The following is a 21013-nucleotide window of genomic DNA, read 5'->3' as shown; positions in this document are numbered from 1 at the left end:
AAAGGAGGATACCCATGAGCCGCCAAGACGATTTCGAACAAGGCCTGAAAAACCGACGCGCCGTCCTGGGCGACGCATGGGTCGAGCGCTCGCTGTCCCGCGCCACCTCCTTTACCGCCGACTACCAGAACCTCATCACCCGCTACGCATGGCATGACATCTGGAGCCGCCCCGGCCTGCCGCACAAATCGCGCCGCATGATGGTATTGGCCGTCACGTTGTCGCTAGGCCGCTGGGAGGAGTTCGAACTCCATGTGCGCGCGGCACTGACCGCTACCGACGACTCGCGCCTCAGCCCGGACGAGCTCAAGGAAGTGCTGCTGCAAAATGCGATCTATGCAGGCGTGCCGGCTGCGAATACGGCGTTTAATTTGGCGCAGAATATCCTGCGTGAGGTTGCGGCGGACATCGGCTACGAGCTGCAACCCGCGGATCCGCGACAAGCGGATTTGTTTGCGGAATAACGGAGGATGCAGTGCAGCTGTGCCTGACGCCTAACCGCGCCGCTCTGCCAGCTCACGAAACAACGCCGTGTATTCCCTGCCCAGCGGCCCGCCCGAAAACAGACGCTCGTAACGATTCCGCGCCCCCTGCCCCAGGCGCGCTGCATACGGACGGTCATTCAACAACCGATTCATCGCCCTGGCCAGCGCCTGTTCGTCCTCCGGCGGCACTAGTAACCCGCTCTCATCGTGTGCATTAACAAACGACATCCCTGATCCGATATCGCAGCAGATCAACGGCCGACCTTGCATCGCGGCCTCGACCAGCACCATGCCATAGGCTTCGGATCGTAAATGCGATGGCAATACAAATGCGAGGCAGCGTTTCATCAGCGCCATTTTCTCCGCATCGGATACCAGCCCCGCGAACAAGACATTATCGGCACCCACACTCGTACGCTGCGCGCGCAGCGCCGCGTCTTCTGTGCCCGCGCCTGCGATGACTATCGGTGCATTGACCGCTTTCGCGGCAGCCACGAGCGTGTGCAGGCCCTTGTAATAGCGTAAAGCGCCCAAAAACAGGAAAAAGGGCTGCCTGTCGCTCAACCCCAGACGGGCTAGTACGCCTGTGTCCTCGGGTTCCTGAGATTCAATAATGCCCAAGGGAATGGCACGAACCTTGTCTTTCCAACGCGGATCCGACAGTACAGGGCTGGAGGCCGCGTACGTCGGCGATGTCGCAACAATGGCGGACACAGAGGACAACGTGCGCCGCATCAACGGAGCATAAACCTGGCCAAGCGAACGCTGCCGCACGATATCCGAGTGATACACCAACACGGTCGGAGCCTTCGGACGCACCAGCAGATCCATCAGATCGGCGAATGGCCACGGGAAGTGGTAGCAAATCACATCCGCCTGCCGCGCCTGCGCCCCGAAACGCAATAGAGCGCCGGGCCCACCCACATCGCACGAAGCCGGCGCCATCCACGAGCGGGCTCGAACTACCTGGCCTTCCTGCATGGGTAACACAGACGGATGGGGTGTTGGAGACAGGGTAAAAATCGTGCTCTGTACCCCATGTGATGCAGTCGCCAAACATATTTGACGCACCGCCTGCGCAACTCCGCCCGGCGGGTCGGGATAGTACGTACGATAGATGTGCAGAATGCGCAGTGCTGACATCAATCGAGCGCCAGATTTTCTACTGAAAACGGCACGTAGGTGACTCCCCACAGATCCAGTGCGCTGTCACTATCGGGAAACCGGACGTTGAAACGCGCGCCGCCGGCCGCGTAATCGACGATATGGTTCGTCAGCATCTGGCCAAAATTGTTGGGATTTTTCCGGAACGACCCGATCCCCGCAGAGAGACCGTACTCTCCTGGGCACAATGAGTTGTCAAACTCAAACTCCATCATGCAAGGCCTATGCATGCTTTCCGTGTCCAGGGACACCCCCATCGAACATGAATTGAAGTGAACCACTTCCCGTCCGCTGTTATCAGAAATACCCAGCGTTATGCCACACTCCGCAGGTAGCTTCTTGTCGATCTGATAGAAAACTCGTATGCGGGTCTTCTCATTGAACGGCACGGTATCCGTATCGACACCATCGTGTCCAATGACGGCAATATCCAGGATTCTCGCTTCCCCGCTACCTGTGCGCAACGCGGCGATGCGCTCTTCAAAAGCCCTGTGTCGCGCATGGTCCACGCTCTGCGCGACTGCACTCTGCTGTTCCTGCGTCGCGCCATCATTGCCGGTGCTTACTTCGTCGCTCAGACCCGCATGGACCATGCGCCGGAAAACCTCGGCCTGATAAGCCGCTCCCACCTCGCTTGAGGACCCCGCCATGCGGACTTTGCCGTGATCCATCCAGACGCCGCGATCACACAAAGCGCGAATAGAATCCGCCACGTGCGTCACGTAGATAAACGTCACGCCATCGTCCAGCAAGGACTTGATCTTGTGGAGGCACTTATTCTGAAAATAAGCATCCCCTACACTGAGCGCCTCGTCCACAATGAGAATCTCGGGTTGGACATAGACGGCGCAGGCAAAGCCCAGCCGAATGGCCATGCCACTGCTGTAGGTTTTGACCGGCTGCTCAACCGCATCGCGCAGTTCGCTGAACTGGATGATGTCTGGCGTGGCGGCCTCTATCTCTTCGGAGGACATACCATGCAGCATGCAGAACTGCTTGATGTTTTCCCTGCCTGGCAACGCAGGGTTAAAACCGGCCCCCAGCTCCAGCAACGCCGAAACACGGCCGTTGACGGTAATGGATCCCGAGCTCGGCGTGAGCACCCCTGCCAGCACTTTCAGCAGCGTGCTTTTGCCGCTCCCGTTCTCTCCCACGATACCCAATCGTCCGCCCTTGGGCAGCATGAAAGAAACTGAATCCAGCGCCCGGGTTTCTTTGGCGTAGCGCCTTTTCCCATTTGTCAGGATTTCCAGCAGCCGATGCTTGGGAGACTGATAGGTATGGTAGATCTTATTGATATTCGACAGCTCGATAGCTACGTCTTGGCGATTGTCCATGTTCGAAGCCATCCCGTCAGAGCACGTCGGCGAAGCCGGACTTGAGTTTCTTGAATACCAATGCCCCCACCCCAAGTGCCACGAGCGATATCACAATGAGAAAACCCGCTTTGTCCGCCGAGAAGGTCACTCCCATATCGAACATTGAACGCCGGGACAACTCCGCCCAGTAATAAAAAGGGTTGTATTCAAGAATGAACGCCTTGGCCCACCGTCCGCCGTGGCTCTCCACGAGAGACGCGGGATACAAGATGGGCGTAAGCCAATACAGAATATTGACAATCACCGGCACGATCTGGGACAAGTCCGGAACGTACACGGTCAAAGCCGACACGGCATACGCCACACCGAGGGAGAAAACCAGGCAAGCCATCCACACAAAGAGATAGCCCCATGCGTCGGCTCCGGGTGCAATGCCGTAAAACGCCATCAGCACGGCCACAATGGACAAAATCACCACTTGGTTCACGAAGGCTGAAGCCAATGGCACCAGAGGCAATACCCAGAACGGAAAGGAGATCTTATTAATGAGATAGCTATATTCCTTGAGGATTCCGGTGCTGCGATTGACCGTCTCCTGAAAGAAAATCCAGATCGAGAACGGCACAAAGTAGAACAGTGCAAAGGGGATGTTCTCATAACCCCCACCCATTCTGCCGCCGACCAGAATTGAAAACACCGCCACGTTGATAGAAGCGTAGAGCAGTGGCACACCGATGTGCCATGCGATCCCCGCATACGACCCCGCGTACCTGTTTTTCAGATCGCGTTTGGACAGCATCCAGGCCAGCGATAGGCCTTTGAAAAAACCCGCATTGTTCATATAGCGTTATCTTGAACGTTACGCAGCGGTCTGGCGCCATGCGCCTGACATGCGTTCTATAAATCTCAGAAAACTGCGACGCACCGCATCAGGATGAAACTGTGCGACATGAGCCTTGGCCCGCTCTGCATACGCATGATAGCCGGTGCTCGCCCAATCCTTGCTATCGATGTCCCGCAACGCGTCGTCGAGCGCGCGGGACAGAGCCTCGACATCGCCCGTGGGCACCAGCGAGGCCAAGCCGCCCGACACCGCCGGCACATTGCTGTTCTCGTAGGAAACGACCCGACAACCACAAGCGAGCGCCTCTAAGATCGGAACGCAGAACCCCTCGTGATAAGTAGGCAGCGCGAAGATGTCCGCCTCTGCCAGGAGCGCTTGTTTCTCGCTGTCCGCCACGCTCCCCTTGAGCGCCACGCGCACACGCTCTGGAAACATCCGATGCAAAGCGTCAATTTGCAGCCTCACCTGGGCAATGATGGCCTGATCCGAAAAATCCAGGTTGCCAATCAGATCCAGCTGCAGGCGCCTGTCAGGATTGCCGTCCAGAACACGCCGTACTGCCTCCAACAATTCGCCCGGCCCCTTGGACTGGACGAAACGGCCCAGGAACACGATGCGCGGCAAACCATCAACAAAACTCGGTTTGCTGGCAGGCATCACCAAATCATCCCGTATTGCCAATGGCAGCTTGGTCCAGGGAACGGTGATTCCTGCCGAGAGCAAGACGTCATGATTGGTATCGCTGACGCATACAACATGATCCGCAAAGACAATATTGCTCATTTGTCTGAACGAGCGCTCGATCAGCGGTGCCGCGGACGGAGGCAGGAATTGCTTGGGCGTAATGTTATGAAAAACGACGATCCTTTTGGCATGCCGGGGCGTTACCATCAGCAAGTCAAACAGACCGGAATACACACCAAAGTGAAAAACCACGATATCGGCGGACTGAAATCCCGGATCGGACATCACCTGCCATAGGCTACTGACCTGCTTATGGGGAATATCCCCATAATCGCATCGATAGGTAAATAGCCGGACCTCGTGCCCGGCCTCTTTCAGCCATCGAACTTCGCTATGAATAGCATTGGAAATGGCGTCGTGCGCTACGCAGACTCCAGCCAAATAGGCGACTCTCATGATAGGTTCACAGTGAGTTTGCCCGTTCGCGATGTGCTGCCGTCGCGATCTCGTACAGTTCACCGCTTTTCTCCGACATCCGCCGAGCGGTGAAGTGTTCCTGAAAGCGCTGCAAACCGGCCCGTCCCATCTGGTCGCGCAGGTCCGCACTGTCAACCAACTTGATAATGGCCTGAGCCAGGGACTGCACATCGCCAGGTTCAGCCAGCAAGCCATTGCTGCCGTCCTCCACGACCTCGGGCATCCCGCCCGCGCGGCAACCAATCACCGGCTTGCCCACTCTCATTGCTTCCAGAAACACCAGGCCAAATGACTCGAAGCGGCTAGGCGCGACGAAAACGTCGGCTTGTGCGTAGGCTTGCAACAGCGCTTCCTGCTCGAGGCGTCCAGCAAAAGTGATGCTCGATAACCAAGCCTGCCGGGAATGCCGCTTCAGAAACGCTTTCTTGTAGGTGCTGCCGTCGGGGCCTGGCAACGTATCATCGCCGACCAGCGTAAAACGCACAGAAGGACAAGCTTCCATGACCACGGGGATGGCCTCAAGCAAGACATCGATGCCTTTGCGCGGCTCTAAACGACCCACATACAGGACATTGACGGCGTCGCCGCGATGGTCGCTGTCTTCAACGGCAGACACTGCTACATCCGCCATGCCATGCGGTACGACGCGAGTTGATTGGACCGGGAAATCGAATCCATAAGCTTTTTGAATTTCTTCGACGATGGCCTTGCTATTGGCCCGTACCGCGTCGGCCTTGAGCATCAATTCGCGCTCCAATGAGAGCATGGGCGTGCCGAAGCTTTCCATCCATTTCGAGTCTGCGGATTTTTCCGGATGCGAAGCGATCCAGAAATGCAGCGTCGTATGCAGGCTGGTTACCAAAGGCCACGCCCCATCCAGCAAGAAAGCAATGCCCTCGCAATCCCAGATGGGAGCCTCGATGACATCGATATTTCGATGCTCTGCAATACGCCGGGCTTCGGCCAAGGCGCTGGCCGACCAGTTCCAGATATGTTGCGGGACCTGCCGGGAAACAGCCTCCGGCGTTCTCTCTCGATCTTTCAGGACGATCCGGTGTACCCATACGCCATGTTCAAGATCGACACGATCAATGTCGGGGCTATGCGTGATGACATGAACGATATGCCCTTCTTGCGCAAGCGCCTCGGCCAGGTTCTGGCTGAAAACAGCGATACCACCGCCGTGTCCGGGCGGAAAATCCTTGGATACCAACACCAGACATTTGGCGTTCGGATTGTGAATTGGCTCGAAGGGCAGGAATTCGCCCGCATACTTCTGCTGTTTGGCCGGAGTGATCAGACCGTCCGGCAGCGTCCCCTCAAAACCGCGTTGCAGGCCCACCTCGACGGCGCGCTCCATATCCACATTAAAGCGTTTTACGTCCTCGTCGGACAACAGCCGCTCACCGTGACACCAATTCACATCATTGCGTTGCGACTGCAGAAAAGAATCCTGCTCCTGCATGACACGATCCAACGAATAATATTCGCGGGCATGCTTGAGCATGAAATAAATTTTGTTCTTGATGATGGGATAGCGGTAGCGCACTGCTTTGTTCTCGCCACGAATATTGCTTGGCGCATATTTGTGATGGACAAAGGCGTTGGGCAGCTGACCGATCAGATAGCCTGCATCGACGATACGCAGACAGACATCGGTTTCATCAAGAAAATACTCGAACTCCTCATCGAACCCACCAATTTCCAATAACGCTGAACGCAGGAATGATGAGTTACACCCGAGCAGATGGGGGAAGCTGCTGCTTTTGGGAAACGAGAGCTGAGGGTGAGCCCTGGAAGGCGTAAGATCGGCATTGCCGAAACGATCCACCAAGCCATACTTGTACTGGAAATGGTAGCCCGTGTGATTGAACACAAATCCGCCAACGGCACCCACCTGAGGGTCGCGGCGGTAGGCCTCGGCCAGTTGCTGCAGCCATTCCGGTTCCGGTACTGCGTCGTCATCGATGAATGCGATGATGTCACCGCGAGCCATGCAAATGCCCACATTGCGCGACACGGACAAATTGGCGACATCGCACTTGCCCGCCCGAATTCTCGGAAGCCACGACGCAATGACCTCTTCGGAATTATCGGTAGAAGGCCCGTTGACGACAACGACCTCGAACTCGCCATCGTATTTCAGCCACTGGAAGCTCTCCAGTGTTTTCTGGAGCACGGCGCCCCGATTCAGCGTGTTGATGACGATTGTGAAAGAAGGATAGGACTGATCCATGCTCACCCGCATGTTATGTAATTTCGGTAAGGTTGCGACAAACGCAATACGGTTTACTTTTTTGCTGAAATCTCAAACTCGTAGCATTTACCGTTCTTGCGCCCGGCCTCGATGACAGTCACATCGCCAAACCCTGCTTCCACAAGCAATCCGCTCAGCGAATCAGGGGTAAACATGTTGAAGTGAAAATCACCGTCATAGTCCTGCCCGCCGTATAGAACCTCTCGCATATCGTCGTAGGGATAATTGCCGTTGCCGTACTCGCGAATCATGGCTTGTGCATCGGGCACCACCGCACGAAACTCGCCGCCGCTCTTGAGCAGCCTGTGGAAATAGGGCAATAGCTCACGTCGCAGCTGTTCCTGAGGGAAATGTTCCAGCACATGCGCCGAGAACAGCTCGTCGATCTCGTCATCGCCGAAAGGCAATTGATCGATCTCGGCCACGATATCCACACCGGGCAAGCCCCGCCGATCGACATTCAAATAGCCATCTAGCGGCACATGACCACAACCCAAATTCAGCCGTAAAGCGCTGGCACGCGCCTGTTCGAGCTTTTCCTGATTCAGCACCTTGGTGTTGGCCGTGATCTGGTCATCCCCTTCTGCGGCTCCACCCGAGGCGCCATAGCGCATTTCAAACATCAGTTCACGGCGGACAAACTCCATCCGGCCCAAAAGATAGCCAACGGATTCCTTGATTTCTTCTATCGTCTGCTTCTTGTCGGCGGCCGCGCTTTGCGACTCTTTTAGCTCGGCAACCAGGTTTTCAACATCCGACACCGTCTTTTTTAATTTATTCAAGTCCAACGTATTCTGACGCAACGCGATAGGCACGGATTGAATGAAATTGTCGTGCTCCAGCCGACGATGATTGACGTCGGAAATCGCCTGCAGCAGAGTGGGCATCTGCTCTTCCTGGAAATGCGGCAGTCGAACCACCGCGATGCCGATGTTCACGAAACGCCCTATGACAGGCATCTTCGCCATCCGACGAACTACTCTTTTAATGAACGGCTTCACGTTTGCTACCTCTATTCAATAACCATTTGGGTTTTTCGTTTGCCAACGCCACGTATCTCTGCACATACGCTCGATATCATGCTTGGCCTGCCACCCCAACAATTCCCTGGCCTTCGCTGGATTGGCATAATACTCTGCCAAATCGCCCGGGCGACGGGCCACTATTCGGTGAGGGATAGGCCTATCCGCCGCCTTGCCAAACGCAGCCACCATCTCCAATACGCTGGTCGACTGTCCAGTCCCCAAATTGACCACAATGGGATTGGCCTGCCCTTCCAAAGCATTCAGCGCCGCCAAGTGGCCTGAGACCAGATCCTCCACGTGGATGTAATCTCGCCTGCCGGTGCCGTCGACGGTCGGATAATCACCTCCGAATACCGACAGATATTCCCGCTGACCTGATGCCACCTGTGACATGAATGGCATCAAGTTGTTGGGTATGCCTCTGGGATCCTCTCCGATCAACCCAGATTCATGCGCCCCGACGGGATTGAAATAACGCAAAATGGCTACACGCCAGGCAGGATCAGCCTTGAGCGCATCGCACAAAATCTGCTCTACCATCAATTTGGTACGGCCGTAAACACTGACCGGTGCCACAGGCGTATCTTCGCGGTAGTCAGGGTAACCCGGGTCACCATAAACGGTGGCAGAAGACGAGAAAATGATTTTCCTGACCCCGGCGCTGGCCATTTCCATGAACAGGGCGGCACTGCCTAGTACATTATTGTCGTAATAACGTAGCGGCTCGGCTTCGCCCTCGCCCACCGCCTTCAGGCCGGCAAAATGGATGACTGAGTCTATTTCGTGAGTGGCGAACAGTTCCCGCAACGCTTGTCGATCACGAATATCACCCTTGACGAAAGCAGGGCGTTTGCCGGTGATGGCCTCGATACGATCGAGGACCTGTTCCTTGCTATTGCTCAAATTGTCGAAAATGACAATATCTCGCTGCGCTTCAAGTAGCCGCACAGCCATGTGCGAGCCGAGATAGCCTGCGCCACCCGTTATCAATATCGTTTTCATTTGAACCCTTCTCTCGGAACAGCCATTGAACGCCCTCGCTCCAAGGGACAGCCTGACCAAATCGATAGTGCGAGCAGCGATGCAGGCATAGCAGCAGAGTAATCGTTGAACATTTTCACGTCAGTACAGATCGGTAGACAGCTTGCGTGCGGATGGCGCATGCTTGCCAGGTAAACAAGCGGGCACGCGCCAGCCCGGCAGTTATGAGTCGATTGGCTAGCGCAGAATCGTCCACAATTCGACGCATGCCGTCAGCAATAGAGTGTGGATCACGCGGGTCGACCAACACCGCAGCCTGACCCGCTACTTCAGGCAGTGAGGTGGTGTCGGATGTCACAACGGGCAACCGGGAAGCAAATGCCTCCAGTACGGGCAAGCCGAAACCTTCTCCCAGAGACGGGAAGATCATGGCCGAAGCACTTTGCATCAAGGCGCGCAAGTCCTCGTCTGGCAAGTACTGTAACCAGTACACCGTCCCCACAGCCTGTGATGCCTGCAGGCGCCTCACCAACGTTTCGCTGCCCCAACCTTCCCTGCCTACTACGACCAAGGGAAATTCGGTGCGCACAGCTGCCGGCAAGGCAGCATGCGCGTCCAGCAGATTACCAATGTTCTTACGTGGTTGCAGCGTACCAATAGACAGAAAAAACTGCTCGGGCAGGCCGTATCGCGACAACACCGTTTTCCGGTCCGCTGACGCGATCAGCTGGAAAAATCGCTCTCCAACACCCTCTGGAATGACAGTAATGCGGCGCGCAGCAATCCCGAAGTACTCGACGATCTGCCCTTTCGAATACTCCGACACGGTGACGATATGGTCAGCCCAGCGTGCGGCGCGTTTCCATAACCAGCATTTCAAGTGGGCGTTTTTCATACGAATCCACTCAGGATGGGATAACGGAAAGGCGTCGGCCAATGTCGCTACGACAGGAATGCGCGAAAGCTTCGGAATCAGGTTATCCGTCGCATGAAATAAATCGATCTGATTCGCCAATGCGGACTCGCCCCGAAAAGCAAACGGTGTGCTCACTCCCAAGCCTGCCAGCGCAGGATAACGCCCCATCGACACGGGCCTTTGTGCCTGCGGAAACACGTCGGTATTTATGTTGTGCCCGAATCCAACGGGCACCAAGCCCACATCGCCGACATCCAACAGCGCTCGACCCAATTCCCGAGTGTAGATGCCAATGCCATCCACCCCGCTTCCCGCCAACCCCCGGGCCAAATTCGTCGTACCGTATCCCACTCTCACTTCGCGTACGCTCCCAGTACGTTCAGTAGTTGACGTGCCGAATTAGACCAATTGAACTCGCTCACACGCTGCCGTGCTCTGGCCCCGACGTCATCTCGGTACTGCTTGTCGAATGCAAGCCTATGCATGGCGCGGGCCCAGGCCTGGGCATCATCCGGCTCGCAGAAAACTGCGGCGTTCCCCAGCGTTTCATCCATGGCGGGACGCGCGCTACAAATAGAGGGAACGCCTAACCAGGCCGCTTCGAGCGGAGGCAGACCAAAGCCCTCGTACAAACTGGGAAACACCAGTCCGGCGCTGTCAACCAGTACGCGACCCAGGCTCTCATCGCTGAGTTTCCCCATGAACCACACTCGGTCTGACAGGCCTAGTGACTTAACCTTCCGCACGCAACCCTGGGTCCTGTTGTCTCCTATCATGGCCAGCGCCACGCCACGCATGGCAGGGTCGGACATGGCCTCGAGCACTACGTCTACGTTTTTGTGCTTGTCGTCCGAAGCAAGGAATACGAAATAGGGCAGGTCCGGCATGGACATATCCATGCGTTGAGCCACTGGCAATACCGTCGTACCGTTATAAACGACGCTGATCTTTTCTCGTGGAATATCGAACACGCGCTCGCAGGCCTGTGCGGTAGCTCGACTGATCGCCACGATATGCACGGCCTGCCGCAAGATATGCCGGAAGCGATATCGCCATTCGCTGACCAACGATCTTGAAAACTCCTCGGGAAAAAGCAGAGGTATCACATCGTGGACCATCACCACGGTATTGGGCGGCAACGTGCCGGGACACCAGTGCACGGAAGTGTAGAAACGTACGGTGCGTCGTCCCGCTTGCGCGTATCCGGGGTTTTCGACAGACTTTGCCGATAGCGTCGACAACTGCCCTATTTGTTCGCGGCAGACTCTGCCTATACCGCGACGATCCAACAATGGCCCATTGGAAAACAGCACATCGAAGTCACCGCAGTCGATTCGCGAAAAACTGGCATCCTTGATGTCTGTTCCTTGCGGATTGAACATCACACGATGCAGGGTCCGAAGTGTCGGATTGAGCGGTTGCGCCTGGGGCGACGTCAGGCGCGACAGACCAGGCACGGCCTTCATGGCGCGCCCCATCACTCGCAACCCAACATACAGCAGACGCTTGACTCCCACTATGGTTGCGTATCGAAAGGACGCGAAAGACTGCAGCCACCAGGAACCGCTCATATTGCAAGAGTCCTCGCGCATATCTGGAGTCAAGTGCGTCCGTAGATATCCGCAAAACGCACGATATCATCCTCGCCCAGATATTCTCCGCTTTGCACCTCGATCATGACCAGATCCAGCACGCCCGGATTTTCCAGGCGATGCTTGTGGCCGGCAGGGATGTAGGTGGACTCGTTGGCGCCGACTAACAGTTCTTTGTCGCCGTTGACAACCCGGGCCATACCGCACACCACGATCCAATGCTCGCTGCGATGATGATGCATCTGCAGGCTCAGGCTGGCACCGGGCTTGACTTCGATGCGCTTGATCTTGAAACGTGGCCCCTCCTCGAGCACCGTGTAGGTGCCCCATGGCCGCGTCACAGTGCGATGCAGCCGATAAGCTTCATGGCCTTGAGTTTTGAGCTGCTTGACGACCTGCTTGACCTCTTGCACCTTGTCCGGATGAGCCACCAGCACAGCGTCGGGCGTATCGATGACCAGCAGATCCTGTACCCCTACGGTGGCCACCAGGCGGTCATCGCCTTGCACGTACACGTTATGGCTATCGACGAACACCGCATTGCCCGTGGCGCGATTGCCGACATCATCGGCGGCAGTCAAATCGCGCACGGCGACCCAGGAACCTATATCGCTCCAGCCGAAATCGCCGGGCACCACGGCCACGTTGGACGAACGCTCCATCACGGCATAATCGATAGAAATATCCGGCACCTCGGCAAACGCCGCAGCGGGAATCTCGGCCATGGCAAGGTTGTCACCGGACGACGCAAGCGTGGCTTCCCAGCAGGCGCGCGTGGCAGCGTCCACATCGCTCGCGTGCGCGGCGAGTTCTTGCAGGATGACGCCGGCCTTAAAGCAGAACATCCCTGAATTCCAGACAAAACGGCCCGAGTCGACATATTCTCGAGCCTTGTCCAGCGAGGGCTTTTCAACAAAACGCACTACCTGCTTGCCATCACCTACGTCGGCACCGGTTTCGATATATCCGAAACCGGTTTCCGGCCCGGTAGGAATGATGCCGAACGTGACCAGTTTGCCTTGTTCGGCCAACGTCTGAGCACGAGATACTGCATCTGCAAAACTGTCTTGATCCTGCACGAGATGATCGGCAGGCAACACCAGCATGAGGGCATCGGGACCATAACGCTCTGCCACCAGATGCGCGGCCATCGCCACGGCTGGTGCCGTATTACGGCCGGCGGGCTCAAGCAGGAATTGGGTAGACACATCAAGCTGCGCCTGCGCCATCTCATCCTTGCTCATGAAGTAGTAATCACGATTAGTGACCGTGAGAATGTCTTTGGCGCCCACGGCCGCCGCACGCCGATAAGTTTTAAGCAGCAGACTTTCGCCATCCGCCAGCTTCATGAATGGCTTCGGATAGCCCTCGCGAGAGACGGGCCAGAGGCGGGTACCCGCCCCACCAGACAGGACAACAGAGATCAGCATGAAGATGCCTTAGCGTTTAAAGGGAATGGCGACTTCTTCTGAAGAAAGGCAGGATTCCCGATGACAGAATGATGAATAATAGTAGCCTGGAGCTATTTTGCTCCATTTGGCAATCCGCAAGGGCAGAAAAACGGCTGCCCAACGTACGGATTACCGATCAACGTCCATGCTTTTTCTTCCTCACAATCATCCATTTGGGAATACGGAAAAGCACTAATTTTCGATACAGCATGACGTACCCCGTGGCGAATGCGAGCACGCACACCATCAATACAACGGGCATTTGCCAGAACAGCACGGCAGGAATCACTCCTAGCGACGACAGCAGCCACAAATACGGCGATGTCAGCGAATTGCGCCAAGTCAGATGATGCGCTTCACGCGACCCCACCACCCATCGTACGACACGCTTGTAGATCAGCATGTGCAGATGCACGCCGTCGGGCGCGCCCGGTGAATTACCGCGCAGCCACCGTTTCCGATAAATAGAAAATAGCGTCTCGAATACGGGATAGATACACAGCAGCAACGGGAACCAGGCAGACACCTCTGGATGGCGCGCCAGCAGCAACACCGACAACTCGCCAATCATGAAGCCCAGGAAATAGGCGCCGCCATCACCCAAGAAGATATGACCACGCGGATAATTCCAGAAAAGGAATCCGATCACGCCGCCCAACATCCCCAGGGCCACGATCAGCAGCATGCGATCGCCCAAATAGAAACAGACATAGGCGAAACCCGCGAAAATCATCGCCGACACCACCGCCGCCAAACCGTTGTACCCATCGATGATATTCAAGGCATTGGCCGCACCGCCGATCGCCACAATGGTAAACACGAACGAGATGGCGCTGAACTGCAGCAACCAGTCCAGGCCGATGATATCCACCCGCGTCACCGCGGCATCGAGCAGAAAATACGCCAACGCCCCCGATGCCATCGCCAACGCCAAACGGGTCAAGACCCGTACGCGCTTGGTCAGGTCCTCAACGAATCCGCCCAAAAAGGCGGGCGCGGCCGACAGGCCCAGCAACAGCATGCCCCACAGGACCTCCGGCTCGCGAAAGCCGGCGACCATACAGGTGGCAGCCATAGCGATCACCAACGAGAGGCCACCCACTCGCGGCACAGGCTTGGCGTGGAATTTTTGTACGCTGCCGAGTTCGGAATCCAAAGTCCACCCATTGCGCCAGAATCGGCACCTAACGAGTAATGCAGTGAATACCAACGAGGTAAGAAATGCCGTCAACAAATATTGCATAGCAAAGCAGTGTTAGAAACCCCAAACTGCCGGGTTCCGAGCGGATTCTATAGGTAGGCACCCATACATAGTGTTTCTGGATTGATCCGCTGGTATTCGCGAACCTTCGCGCCGGACACCAATGCATGCGTATCTATCGGTTCATTTCAGTCGTCGCAGCTATACTCGCTGGATTAGATGTCTCCTCTTGGCTACTGCAAAGCCTCGGATTCGGCGTTCTTGGAGATCTAAGCCGCACAACGAATCCCCCAACCTTCACACTCTGTGGCAAAAACCACAAAAAGATTCCATCGGGTTAGTTTAAGTTTAGAATATTTTACACAATTTATGTAACAATTTTGTCACGCTTTCGTTGCATACCCAAGGGCAATCATAGACTGCCCTAGCCGTACCAGTCTGCCGCTTTCTTTTCATGACGCCTTCATCTTTACCCCGTGCCTCGCTACTGATTACTGTCTTGGTAGCGCTCCTGCCTATGCTGACACTCACTGTGGGCTGGGGCAGCGGTCTCTTCTACCTGCTGGCTTTCGTCTGCCTCTGCCTTATCTTGACCGCGCCTGCCCCGCACTGGCTGCAGCAGTTGCATCCCTACCGCTGGCTGATGCTCGCCTTGTGCCTGCCACTGGCGGCCGTACTGCTCAGCCAGGCGCTCAACGGTCATTTGGAAGGTCCCGGCATCGAGCGTGGCCTGCGAGTCGCCTTGGGTTTTCCTTGCCTGCTGGCTGGTTTTCTATTGATCGACCGTGATCGGCTGCGCCATTTCGTCTGGGGTGTGCTCGCTGCGGGCATTGGCTCCACCGCTATCGTGTGCTATTTGGCAGGACCGACGTTAGAGCGCCCACCAACGCCCCAATTCAATGCCGTCGGCTACGGCAACCTCATGCTGCTGATGACCGTGCTGACGCTCTATAGCCTGGGTTGGCAGCTCACTCGTCACCCGCGAGCCGAACGCGCGCTCAAACTCGCCGTCGCGGCGATCACCTGCCTGGGCTTCGTCCTGACACAAACTCGCACCGGCTGGATGGCCATCCCCGTATTCGCGGCGATCGGCATCGCATTGGCCGGCTGGCTCCACCGCCCAATGCGGGCATTGGCAGCACTGCTGGGCATTGGCCTGGTCGCGTTGGCCATCGGTGCGTCCAGCCCGGCATTGCGTGAGCGCGTGGCGCAAGGCGTTCAGGAAATTCACGAATGCGTCACCGTGGCTCCGACTGCCGATACGTCCATGTGTATACGTCTGCAGCTATGGGGCGCAGCGTGGCATACGATCAAACAATCCCCTTGGTCGGGGATCGACGGTGAATCCACTTTCTCAGACAAGCTGCGGCAACTCGCTGCCACGGGCCAAGTCTCATCCTTTGTCGCGAGGGATTTCGGCGAACCGCATAATGACTTCTTGCTGGCGCTGGCCACCAACGGCGTGCCGGGCGGCATCGCTCTGCTAATTCTGTATTTCGCACCCGCAGGGCTGCTCGCGTGCCGCTTGCGCCGCAACGTGCCACAGGCTCAACGTGTAGCGGCAGCCATGGGGCTCGCGGTATGCCTGGGTTTTGCCGTCTTTGGCGTCACCGAACTCATGTTCCGGGGCATGCGCACGGTGAGTCTGTACGTGACACTCATTGCACTGTTTACTGCACTGTCGGCACCAGGCCGCGAGCAGACGACAGCCTCAACACCCAGATAGCTCGGGCAAGCTGCTACGACGACAGCCACGTCTGCAGCGCCTGCAGGGTCCGCGCCGTGGCTCCGGCATGCGCAGCGGCCCAGCCGCGCGCGGCACGTCCCATGACCAGACGGCGGTTTTCGTCACCCAAGAGCGCCGATGCCGTGTCCAATGCTTCAAGGACGTCGGAGGCCCGCAACGCAGCGCCTGCGGCAATCGCATCAGTTGCCGCCTGTTTGAAATTGAACGTGTGCGGCCCGACGATAACAGGCACGCCGACGGCGCAGGCCTCGATCAAATTGTGCCCCCCCAACGGCACGAAGCTCCCCGCAACGATGGCCACATCCGAGGCGGCGAAATAAAACGGCATCTCGCCCAGCGTGTCTCCCAACATGACATCGACATCGAGATCGGTCAGCGGCAAGCTTTCTGCCTGCGTCAGCGGCAGTTGCCCCTGTTGCGGCACCGTTCGAGGCGCAAGGCTCTCCGGCGCGTATTTTCGGGCTTGAGTACGCCGCATATACGTCAATCCAGCGGCATTCAACTGCTGTGCAACGTCTTCAAAGCGTTGCGGATGCCGAGGAATTATCAGATACAACACTGACTGCAGGCCGCCCGTCTGTGCCGTTGCCGCTGTATCGGGCGCCGTCTTTCCAGAGTCCGCTATCGCTACTGCGCCGTTCGTCCGCGCGTCGCGCAGCGTCTTTATCGCTTGCACGAACAACGCGTCTTCCCCTTCACGCGTACTCGCCACGGCCACGATCGGCCTTCCCACGGCGTGACGCCAGGCCCGGCCCTCCTCGACCTGCGCGGCGGGCAGGCTCAGATCGAACTTCAGATTGCCTGTCACGCTGACCCGGTGCGCGCCCGCCTGCTCCAGCCGCTGGGCGTCTTCGGGGGTTTGTGCCAGCACGGCATCCAGGCCTGCCAGCGCATCGCGCAACGCCCGTCCCATCCATCCCGCCTGGCGCAGCGAAGAGGCGGAAAATCGCGCACTGATCAATGCCATGCGTATCCCTTGCCGACGCGCCTGCGCCAACAGGTTAGGCCATACCTCACGCTCGATCAAAAGCCCGCAACGAGGCCCATAACGCTGCAAAAACCCGCGCACAGCGCCAGGAAAATCATAGGGCAGCCATGTCTGACGCAACTGACCGGAGGCAATCGCCTCGGCAAACAGACGAGCGCCTTCGGCTCGGCCTGTCGCCGTCGTATGTGTCAACAAGATGGGCAATCCGCGCTCCAGCAGAGCCTGTACCAACGGTTGCGCCGCGCGCGTCTCTCCCAGGCTGACGGCATGTACCCAGACGGGCGGACGGGCAAATGGCGCCGGGCTGCGGTCGTCAGCCCGGCCAAACCTTGCGCCTGAAAAAATGCCCCAGTCGCCCCCGGCCCGGCGGGCACGCCGTCCCATCCAGAGCCACACCAAGGGAGCCAGAACATACAACGCCAGAGTGTAGGTGCCGCGTCGCATGTCAGCCCTGTGCCATCGTGATCAGCTAGCCGCCAATGCCTGATCGACAGAGGCCAAGACCGCCTCTCGCGACGGCGGAGCGCCTCGGTCCCCTAGACTGGCAGTGAAATTCGAGCCGATCAAAGGCGTCCGTACCGGCGTGGAGGCCCGATAGATCCCCACCGTGGGACGCCCCAACGCTGCCGATAAATGCGTCAAACCGCTGTCCAGCCCCACCATGATGCGAGCACCGGCCAACTGCCGGGCAATCGCCGTCAAATCCATCCGGGGCAGTACCTCGACGCCGTCGAAGCCGGCCACCAAAGCCTGGGCGCGCTCGGCCTCTTGCGGATTGCCTGCCAGCAACCGCAATGTGCACCCCGCCTCGCGCACGCGAGTGAATACGGCGCGCCAGTCCTCCTCGGGCCACAGTTTGTCGTCACGGCTGGCGGACGGCATGATCACGGCGTAGCCACGATCCGTATTCAGATGATGATGCGGACGGGCGCAATCACCCTGGCCCTTGCAGGCCTGCGCCTGCGCCCGCGCCTGCTGCGCGAACGTCTGCAATCCGAAATCCGGCGGGCCACTGTAGGTATAGCCAAATGCCAGAGACGCCAACAATCGTTGCCGCGTCACAGCCGGCTGCCAGAACTCAACGCGGTGACGGACCTGATAAAACAACGACGCCAAAGGCTCACGGGCCGAGCGCCAGTCCAGCCCGTGACGCACGCCACGGGTCTGGCGTACCAGCCAGGCCGACTTCATCAGCGCCTGCATATCCAGCACGACGTCGTACTTCACCGACCGCAGCCGCTGGGCCAGCGCACGCCGCTCGGCCTTCACCGGCTCGGACCACCAGGCCTTGCGCCAACGCCGATGCGCCACTTTGATCACGTCATGCACGGCAGGATGCCAGCTCGGTATCTCCGCAAATGCCTCCTCCGCGATCCAGTCGATGACAGCATCGGGAACATGGCGCGCGATGTCGGAGATCGCGGGCAGCATGTGCACGAGATCGCCCAGCGACGAAGTACGAACAATAAGAATACGGGTTGTCATCAATGACTAGCGGGAACCCTCGGGATACGGGTCAGGCCGCAAAACAGAATCCTGGCAATTTACAACAAACGTAAACTTTATGGTGCCCGCCCTGCGGGAGGCCTCAGCGCGGAGCGGACACGGATCGCAATAACGGCAAGAAGACAGCGCGCAATTCGCGGGCGGCGTCATCGGTCACCTGGTGCGCGTTGCGATACCAGGTACGCCCCTCACTTGCCACCAGGCATTGCCCTGTCGCGCACAGCTCAACGGCCGGATCCACAATTCCAAAGGGCTTCACGGTCGGCCAGACCTCCTCGATGCTCCTCACGATTGCCGCCTGGCGCGCCATATGATCGGCCAGACTGGGCCCGTACACATCGACCCCTTTCTGGTTGACACTGAGCAACGCCGAATCGCGAGGGACATCGTCATTGGCCAGCCGCGGCACATCCAGAATCAGCGTTACCGCCTTGCCGGCCTGCTGCAAATATCGAATGGTGTCACGCAATGAGGTACTGAACGTCGGTGCAGGCATCGGCGAACCATTCGCCACCGCCGCTGGTCTCGCAAACGCCGTTGCCTCAGCCTCAGTCCAAAAACCAGCCAAAATTACCTGCTGGACGGGAGAGCGCGCGACATATTCCAGCGCCGTATCGGTGATCTGCGCACAATCTGTGCGGGCGGGGGAAACCGCCCCACGCAACGGCGCGCAATTGGCATACGCCATGGCGACACCATGCAATTGCAATTCACGTGCCGACGCATCGAATGCACTGACCCACATCCGCGCATGCGAGTCCCCCAGCAAAATGAAGTCAGGCTGGGATGCAGCCGTCGCGGGATCTCCCAGCTCACATCCCGACTGTCCCATACGGATCGCGTCGAGCTCGGGCTTGCCTTCGCATTCGATACCTGGCGCTACGCTGGTGTCACGATCCAATTGGGTCAGCACTGGCGGCAAACTCTGCTGATCGGTACGGCTGGCGTGTATGGTCCACCATCCCGCCCCAACGCCCGCGATACACACGCCCAATGCCACGGCGAGTATCGTCCTGGATCCTGCTGTCGAGAACCACCCCGTCCGGAAAGGACGCTCGATCCCACGCCACGAGACCCATGAGACCAGGAATGTAAGCGCGAGATACCCTGCCACCGGGATTTGTGGCCAGCCGTGGACCGACCACACTGTCGAGCGCGACAAGACCCACAACGGCCAATGCCACAAATACAGCGAATAGGACATCAGCCCCACAAACACCAGCGCCCGCAAAGACAACAACCGTGTCATCCAGGCCGGCGTGCTCGAATGGCCCGCATAAAGAATCAACCCCGCGCCCGCCACCGGCACTAAGGCGTGCGCGGCAGGAAACGGAGTCGCCTGGGTATAGGTCAACACGCCCCACAGCAGGCAGACCAAGCCGATGATCGAGCAGATTTCGGCCAACCACAGTGGCGGCCGGCTCAGGCGCGACCCTGCCAGCGATGCAATGATGCCCCCGAACAGCAGCTCCCAGGCGCGGGACGGCAGCAGATAAAACGCCGCCGACGGGTCGGCCTGCAAGAGAGCGCCGCTCACAGCGAACGACACCAAGGCCAGCCCGGTCAATACGCTGCGTACCACCCATATTGGCGGTGGGGCGAAAAGATGCGGCCCCGCCGGATCAACGCGCCTGCCTGCACGAAAAAGCAACACCAGCAAGCCTGGCAGCACGATGATGAACTGCACTCCCACGGCCAAGGACCAGACATGCCATAGCGGTTGCGTGCCCTGTGCAATCTGGTCCCAGTGATTGTTGCCCAAGCCCCAGAAATAGTGATTCGAGAAAAAATACGCCGTCTGCCAGGCCGCTCTGCCGGCCTCGGCCAACTCGTCTGGCATCAACAGATAAAAACTCGCGGCCAAGGTGAACGCAACCACCGCCAACAAGGCCGGCACAATGCGCTTGATGCGCCGTGCATAAAAATCGCAGAAGGAGAATTCGCGCTGATACAAGCCGGACAAGATTTGCCCAGTGATCAGATAGCCGGAAATCACAAAGAAAACATCGATGCCGACGTAGCCTCCGCCAAAGCCAGCCACACCGGCGTGGCACAGCACCACTGACAGCACGGCCAGCGCGCGCAAACCATCTATATCGGGACGATATTCAGGGAAATACAAAGAAGACGACATACGGCGTGGCACAACTCATGCGTAAAAACACCCAGGAAACTTCATGCATGCAGGCCATGCCTAATGCTAGCCGCTGTTTATATTGGGTTTTGTCCTAATTTACTCGTATCCAAACGTACTATTTCGCTACATTTCATTAATTTTCGCTATGACGGTGCCTCTGCCTCGCGGCGGATACTTAACGCGAGATAGATGACAACGACGGCAGTCAGGTCCACAATGAATTCAAAAGCAGACCAAGG

Annotated in this window: 16 protein-coding genes; 2 read left to right on the top strand and 14 right to left on the bottom strand. The window is 57.8% G+C overall.

Going from position 1 to position 21013, the window contains the following annotated elements:
- The first annotated feature begins 14 nt into the window (after window positions 1-14).
- Window positions 15-464 carry a carboxymuconolactone decarboxylase family protein gene (locus ACNA0J_RS20705; protein WP_415820758.1) on the top strand — a complete coding sequence of 150 codons (450 nt, stop codon included), beginning with the start codon at window positions 15-17 and terminating at the stop codon, window positions 462-464.
- 30 nt (window positions 465-494) lie between these two features.
- Here the strand turns inward: ACNA0J_RS20705 and ACNA0J_RS20700 are convergent, their stop codons facing one another.
- From ACNA0J_RS20700 to ACNA0J_RS20650, 11 genes are all read right to left on the bottom strand, one after another.
- Entirely contained in the window at window positions 495-1628 is a 1134-nt protein-coding gene (locus tag ACNA0J_RS20700; RefSeq protein WP_415820757.1) for a glycosyltransferase, read from the bottom strand.
- Complete coding sequence (locus tag ACNA0J_RS20695) at window positions 1628-2986, bottom strand: ABC transporter ATP-binding protein (RefSeq protein ID WP_415820756.1); 1359 nt, start codon at window positions 2984-2986, stop codon at window positions 1628-1630. The genes ACNA0J_RS20700 and ACNA0J_RS20695 overlap by 1 nt, the downstream gene beginning before the upstream one ends.
- Before the next feature lie 16 nt (window positions 2987-3002).
- On the bottom strand, window positions 3003-3809 hold the full coding sequence (locus ACNA0J_RS20690; protein ID WP_415820755.1) for an ABC transporter permease: 807 nt from the start codon (window positions 3807-3809) through the stop codon (window positions 3003-3005).
- Window positions 3810-3827: 18 nt separating this feature from the next.
- Window positions 3828-4952 (bottom strand): glycosyltransferase family 4 protein, encoded by a 1125-nt coding sequence (locus ACNA0J_RS20685; RefSeq protein WP_415820754.1) that lies wholly within the window; start codon window positions 4950-4952, stop codon window positions 3828-3830.
- 7 nt (window positions 4953-4959) lie between these two features.
- Window positions 4960-7209 carry a glycosyltransferase gene (locus ACNA0J_RS20680; RefSeq protein ID WP_415820753.1) on the bottom strand — a complete coding sequence of 750 codons (2250 nt, stop codon included), beginning with the start codon at window positions 7207-7209 and terminating at the stop codon, window positions 4960-4962.
- A 53-nt stretch (window positions 7210-7262) separates the two neighbouring features.
- A complete protein-coding gene (locus tag ACNA0J_RS20675; protein WP_415820752.1) occupies window positions 7263-8198 on the bottom strand; it encodes a class I SAM-dependent methyltransferase in 936 nt (311 codons plus the stop codon).
- Between the two features lie 48 nt (window positions 8199-8246).
- Window positions 8247-9257, bottom strand: coding sequence for a UDP-glucose 4-epimerase GalE (gene galE / locus ACNA0J_RS20670; RefSeq protein WP_415820751.1), 1011 nt, complete (start codon window positions 9255-9257; stop codon window positions 8247-8249).
- A 115-nt stretch (window positions 9258-9372) separates the two neighbouring features.
- Window positions 9373-10509 carry a glycosyltransferase family 4 protein gene (locus tag ACNA0J_RS20665; RefSeq protein ID WP_415820750.1) on the bottom strand — a complete coding sequence of 379 codons (1137 nt, stop codon included), beginning with the start codon at window positions 10507-10509 and terminating at the stop codon, window positions 9373-9375.
- Window positions 10506-11723, bottom strand: coding sequence for a glycosyltransferase family 4 protein (locus tag ACNA0J_RS20660; RefSeq protein ID WP_415820748.1), 1218 nt, complete (start codon window positions 11721-11723; stop codon window positions 10506-10508). The genes ACNA0J_RS20665 and ACNA0J_RS20660 overlap by 4 nt, the downstream gene beginning before the upstream one ends.
- Before the next feature lie 29 nt (window positions 11724-11752).
- Window positions 11753-13174, bottom strand: a complete 1422-nt coding sequence (locus tag ACNA0J_RS20655; RefSeq protein WP_415820747.1) for a mannose-1-phosphate guanylyltransferase/mannose-6-phosphate isomerase — start codon at window positions 13172-13174, stop codon at window positions 11753-11755.
- Between the two features lie 157 nt (window positions 13175-13331).
- Window positions 13332-14438 carry an MraY family glycosyltransferase gene (locus ACNA0J_RS20650; protein ID WP_415820746.1) on the bottom strand — a complete coding sequence of 369 codons (1107 nt, stop codon included), beginning with the start codon at window positions 14436-14438 and terminating at the stop codon, window positions 13332-13334.
- A gap of 475 nt (window positions 14439-14913) precedes the next feature.
- Here ACNA0J_RS20650 and ACNA0J_RS20645 point away from each other — a divergent pair, with 475 nt between their 5' ends.
- Window positions 14914-16122 (top strand): O-antigen ligase family protein, encoded by a 1209-nt coding sequence (locus tag ACNA0J_RS20645; RefSeq protein ID WP_415820745.1) that lies wholly within the window; start codon window positions 14914-14916, stop codon window positions 16120-16122.
- Window positions 16123-16135: 13 nt separating this feature from the next.
- On the opposite strand, the gene ACNA0J_RS20640 is transcribed toward ACNA0J_RS20645, so the two are convergent.
- The 3 genes from ACNA0J_RS20640 to ACNA0J_RS20630 form a co-directional block, all read right to left on the bottom strand.
- Window positions 16136-17575, bottom strand: coding sequence for a 3-deoxy-D-manno-octulosonic acid transferase (locus ACNA0J_RS20640; protein WP_415820744.1), 1440 nt, complete (start codon window positions 17573-17575; stop codon window positions 16136-16138).
- 21 nt (window positions 17576-17596) lie between these two features.
- Complete coding sequence (waaC, locus tag ACNA0J_RS20635; RefSeq protein ID WP_415820743.1) at window positions 17597-18616, bottom strand: lipopolysaccharide heptosyltransferase I; 1020 nt, start codon at window positions 18614-18616, stop codon at window positions 17597-17599.
- Between the two features lie 103 nt (window positions 18617-18719).
- Entirely contained in the window at window positions 18720-20771 is a 2052-nt protein-coding gene (locus ACNA0J_RS20630; protein WP_415820742.1) for an acyltransferase family protein, read from the bottom strand.
- Window positions 20772-21013: the final 242 nt, after the last annotated feature.

It is taken from the genome of Bordetella tumbae, assembly GCF_965139195.1.
Taxonomy (GTDB): Bacteria; Pseudomonadota; Gammaproteobacteria; order Burkholderiales; family Burkholderiaceae_B; genus Bordetella_A; species Bordetella_A tumbae.
This window is presented reverse-complemented; position numbering and strand designations above follow the sequence as displayed.

What these genes read in the sequence shown, in the direction of transcription:
- ACNA0J_RS20705 (WP_415820758.1), top strand. Translation starts at nt 15, where the DNA reads ATGAGCCGCCAAGACGATTTCGAACAAGGCCTGAAAAACCGACGCGCC.
- ACNA0J_RS20700 (WP_415820757.1), bottom strand. Translation starts at nt 1,628, where the DNA reads ATGTCAGCACTGCGCATTCTGCACATCTATCGTACGTACTATCCCGAC.
- ACNA0J_RS20695 (WP_415820756.1), bottom strand. Translation starts at nt 2,986, where the DNA reads ATGGACAATCGCCAAGACGTAGCTATCGAGCTGTCGAATATCAATAAG.
- ACNA0J_RS20690 (WP_415820755.1), bottom strand. Translation starts at nt 3,809, where the DNA reads ATGAACAATGCGGGTTTTTTCAAAGGCCTATCGCTGGCCTGGATGCTG.
- ACNA0J_RS20685 (WP_415820754.1), bottom strand. Translation starts at nt 4,952, where the DNA reads ATGAGAGTCGCCTATTTGGCTGGAGTCTGCGTAGCGCACGACGCCATT.
- ACNA0J_RS20680 (WP_415820753.1), bottom strand. Translation starts at nt 7,209, where the DNA reads ATGGATCAGTCCTATCCTTCTTTCACAATCGTCATCAACACGCTGAAT.
- ACNA0J_RS20675 (WP_415820752.1), bottom strand. Translation starts at nt 8,198, where the DNA reads ATGGCGAAGATGCCTGTCATAGGGCGTTTCGTGAACATCGGCATCGCG.
- galE (WP_415820751.1), bottom strand. Translation starts at nt 9,257, where the DNA reads ATGAAAACGATATTGATAACGGGTGGCGCAGGCTATCTCGGCTCGCAC.
- ACNA0J_RS20660 (WP_415820748.1), bottom strand. Translation starts at nt 11,723, where the DNA reads ATGAGCGGTTCCTGGTGGCTGCAGTCTTTCGCGTCCTTTCGATACGCA.
- ACNA0J_RS20655 (WP_415820747.1), bottom strand. Translation starts at nt 13,174, where the DNA reads ATGCTGATCTCTGTTGTCCTGTCTGGTGGGGCGGGTACCCGCCTCTGG.
- ACNA0J_RS20650 (WP_415820746.1), bottom strand. Translation starts at nt 14,438, where the DNA reads ATGCAATATTTGTTGACGGCATTTCTTACCTCGTTGGTATTCACTGCA.
- ACNA0J_RS20645 (WP_415820745.1), top strand. Translation starts at nt 14,914, where the DNA reads ATGCTGACACTCACTGTGGGCTGGGGCAGCGGTCTCTTCTACCTGCTG.
- ACNA0J_RS20640 (WP_415820744.1), bottom strand. Translation starts at nt 17,575, where the DNA reads ATGCGACGCGGCACCTACACTCTGGCGTTGTATGTTCTGGCTCCCTTG.
- waaC (WP_415820743.1), bottom strand. Translation starts at nt 18,616, where the DNA reads ATGACAACCCGTATTCTTATTGTTCGTACTTCGTCGCTGGGCGATCTC.
- ACNA0J_RS20630 (WP_415820742.1), bottom strand. Translation starts at nt 20,771, where the DNA reads ATGTCGTCTTCTTTGTATTTCCCTGAATATCGTCCCGATATAGATGGT.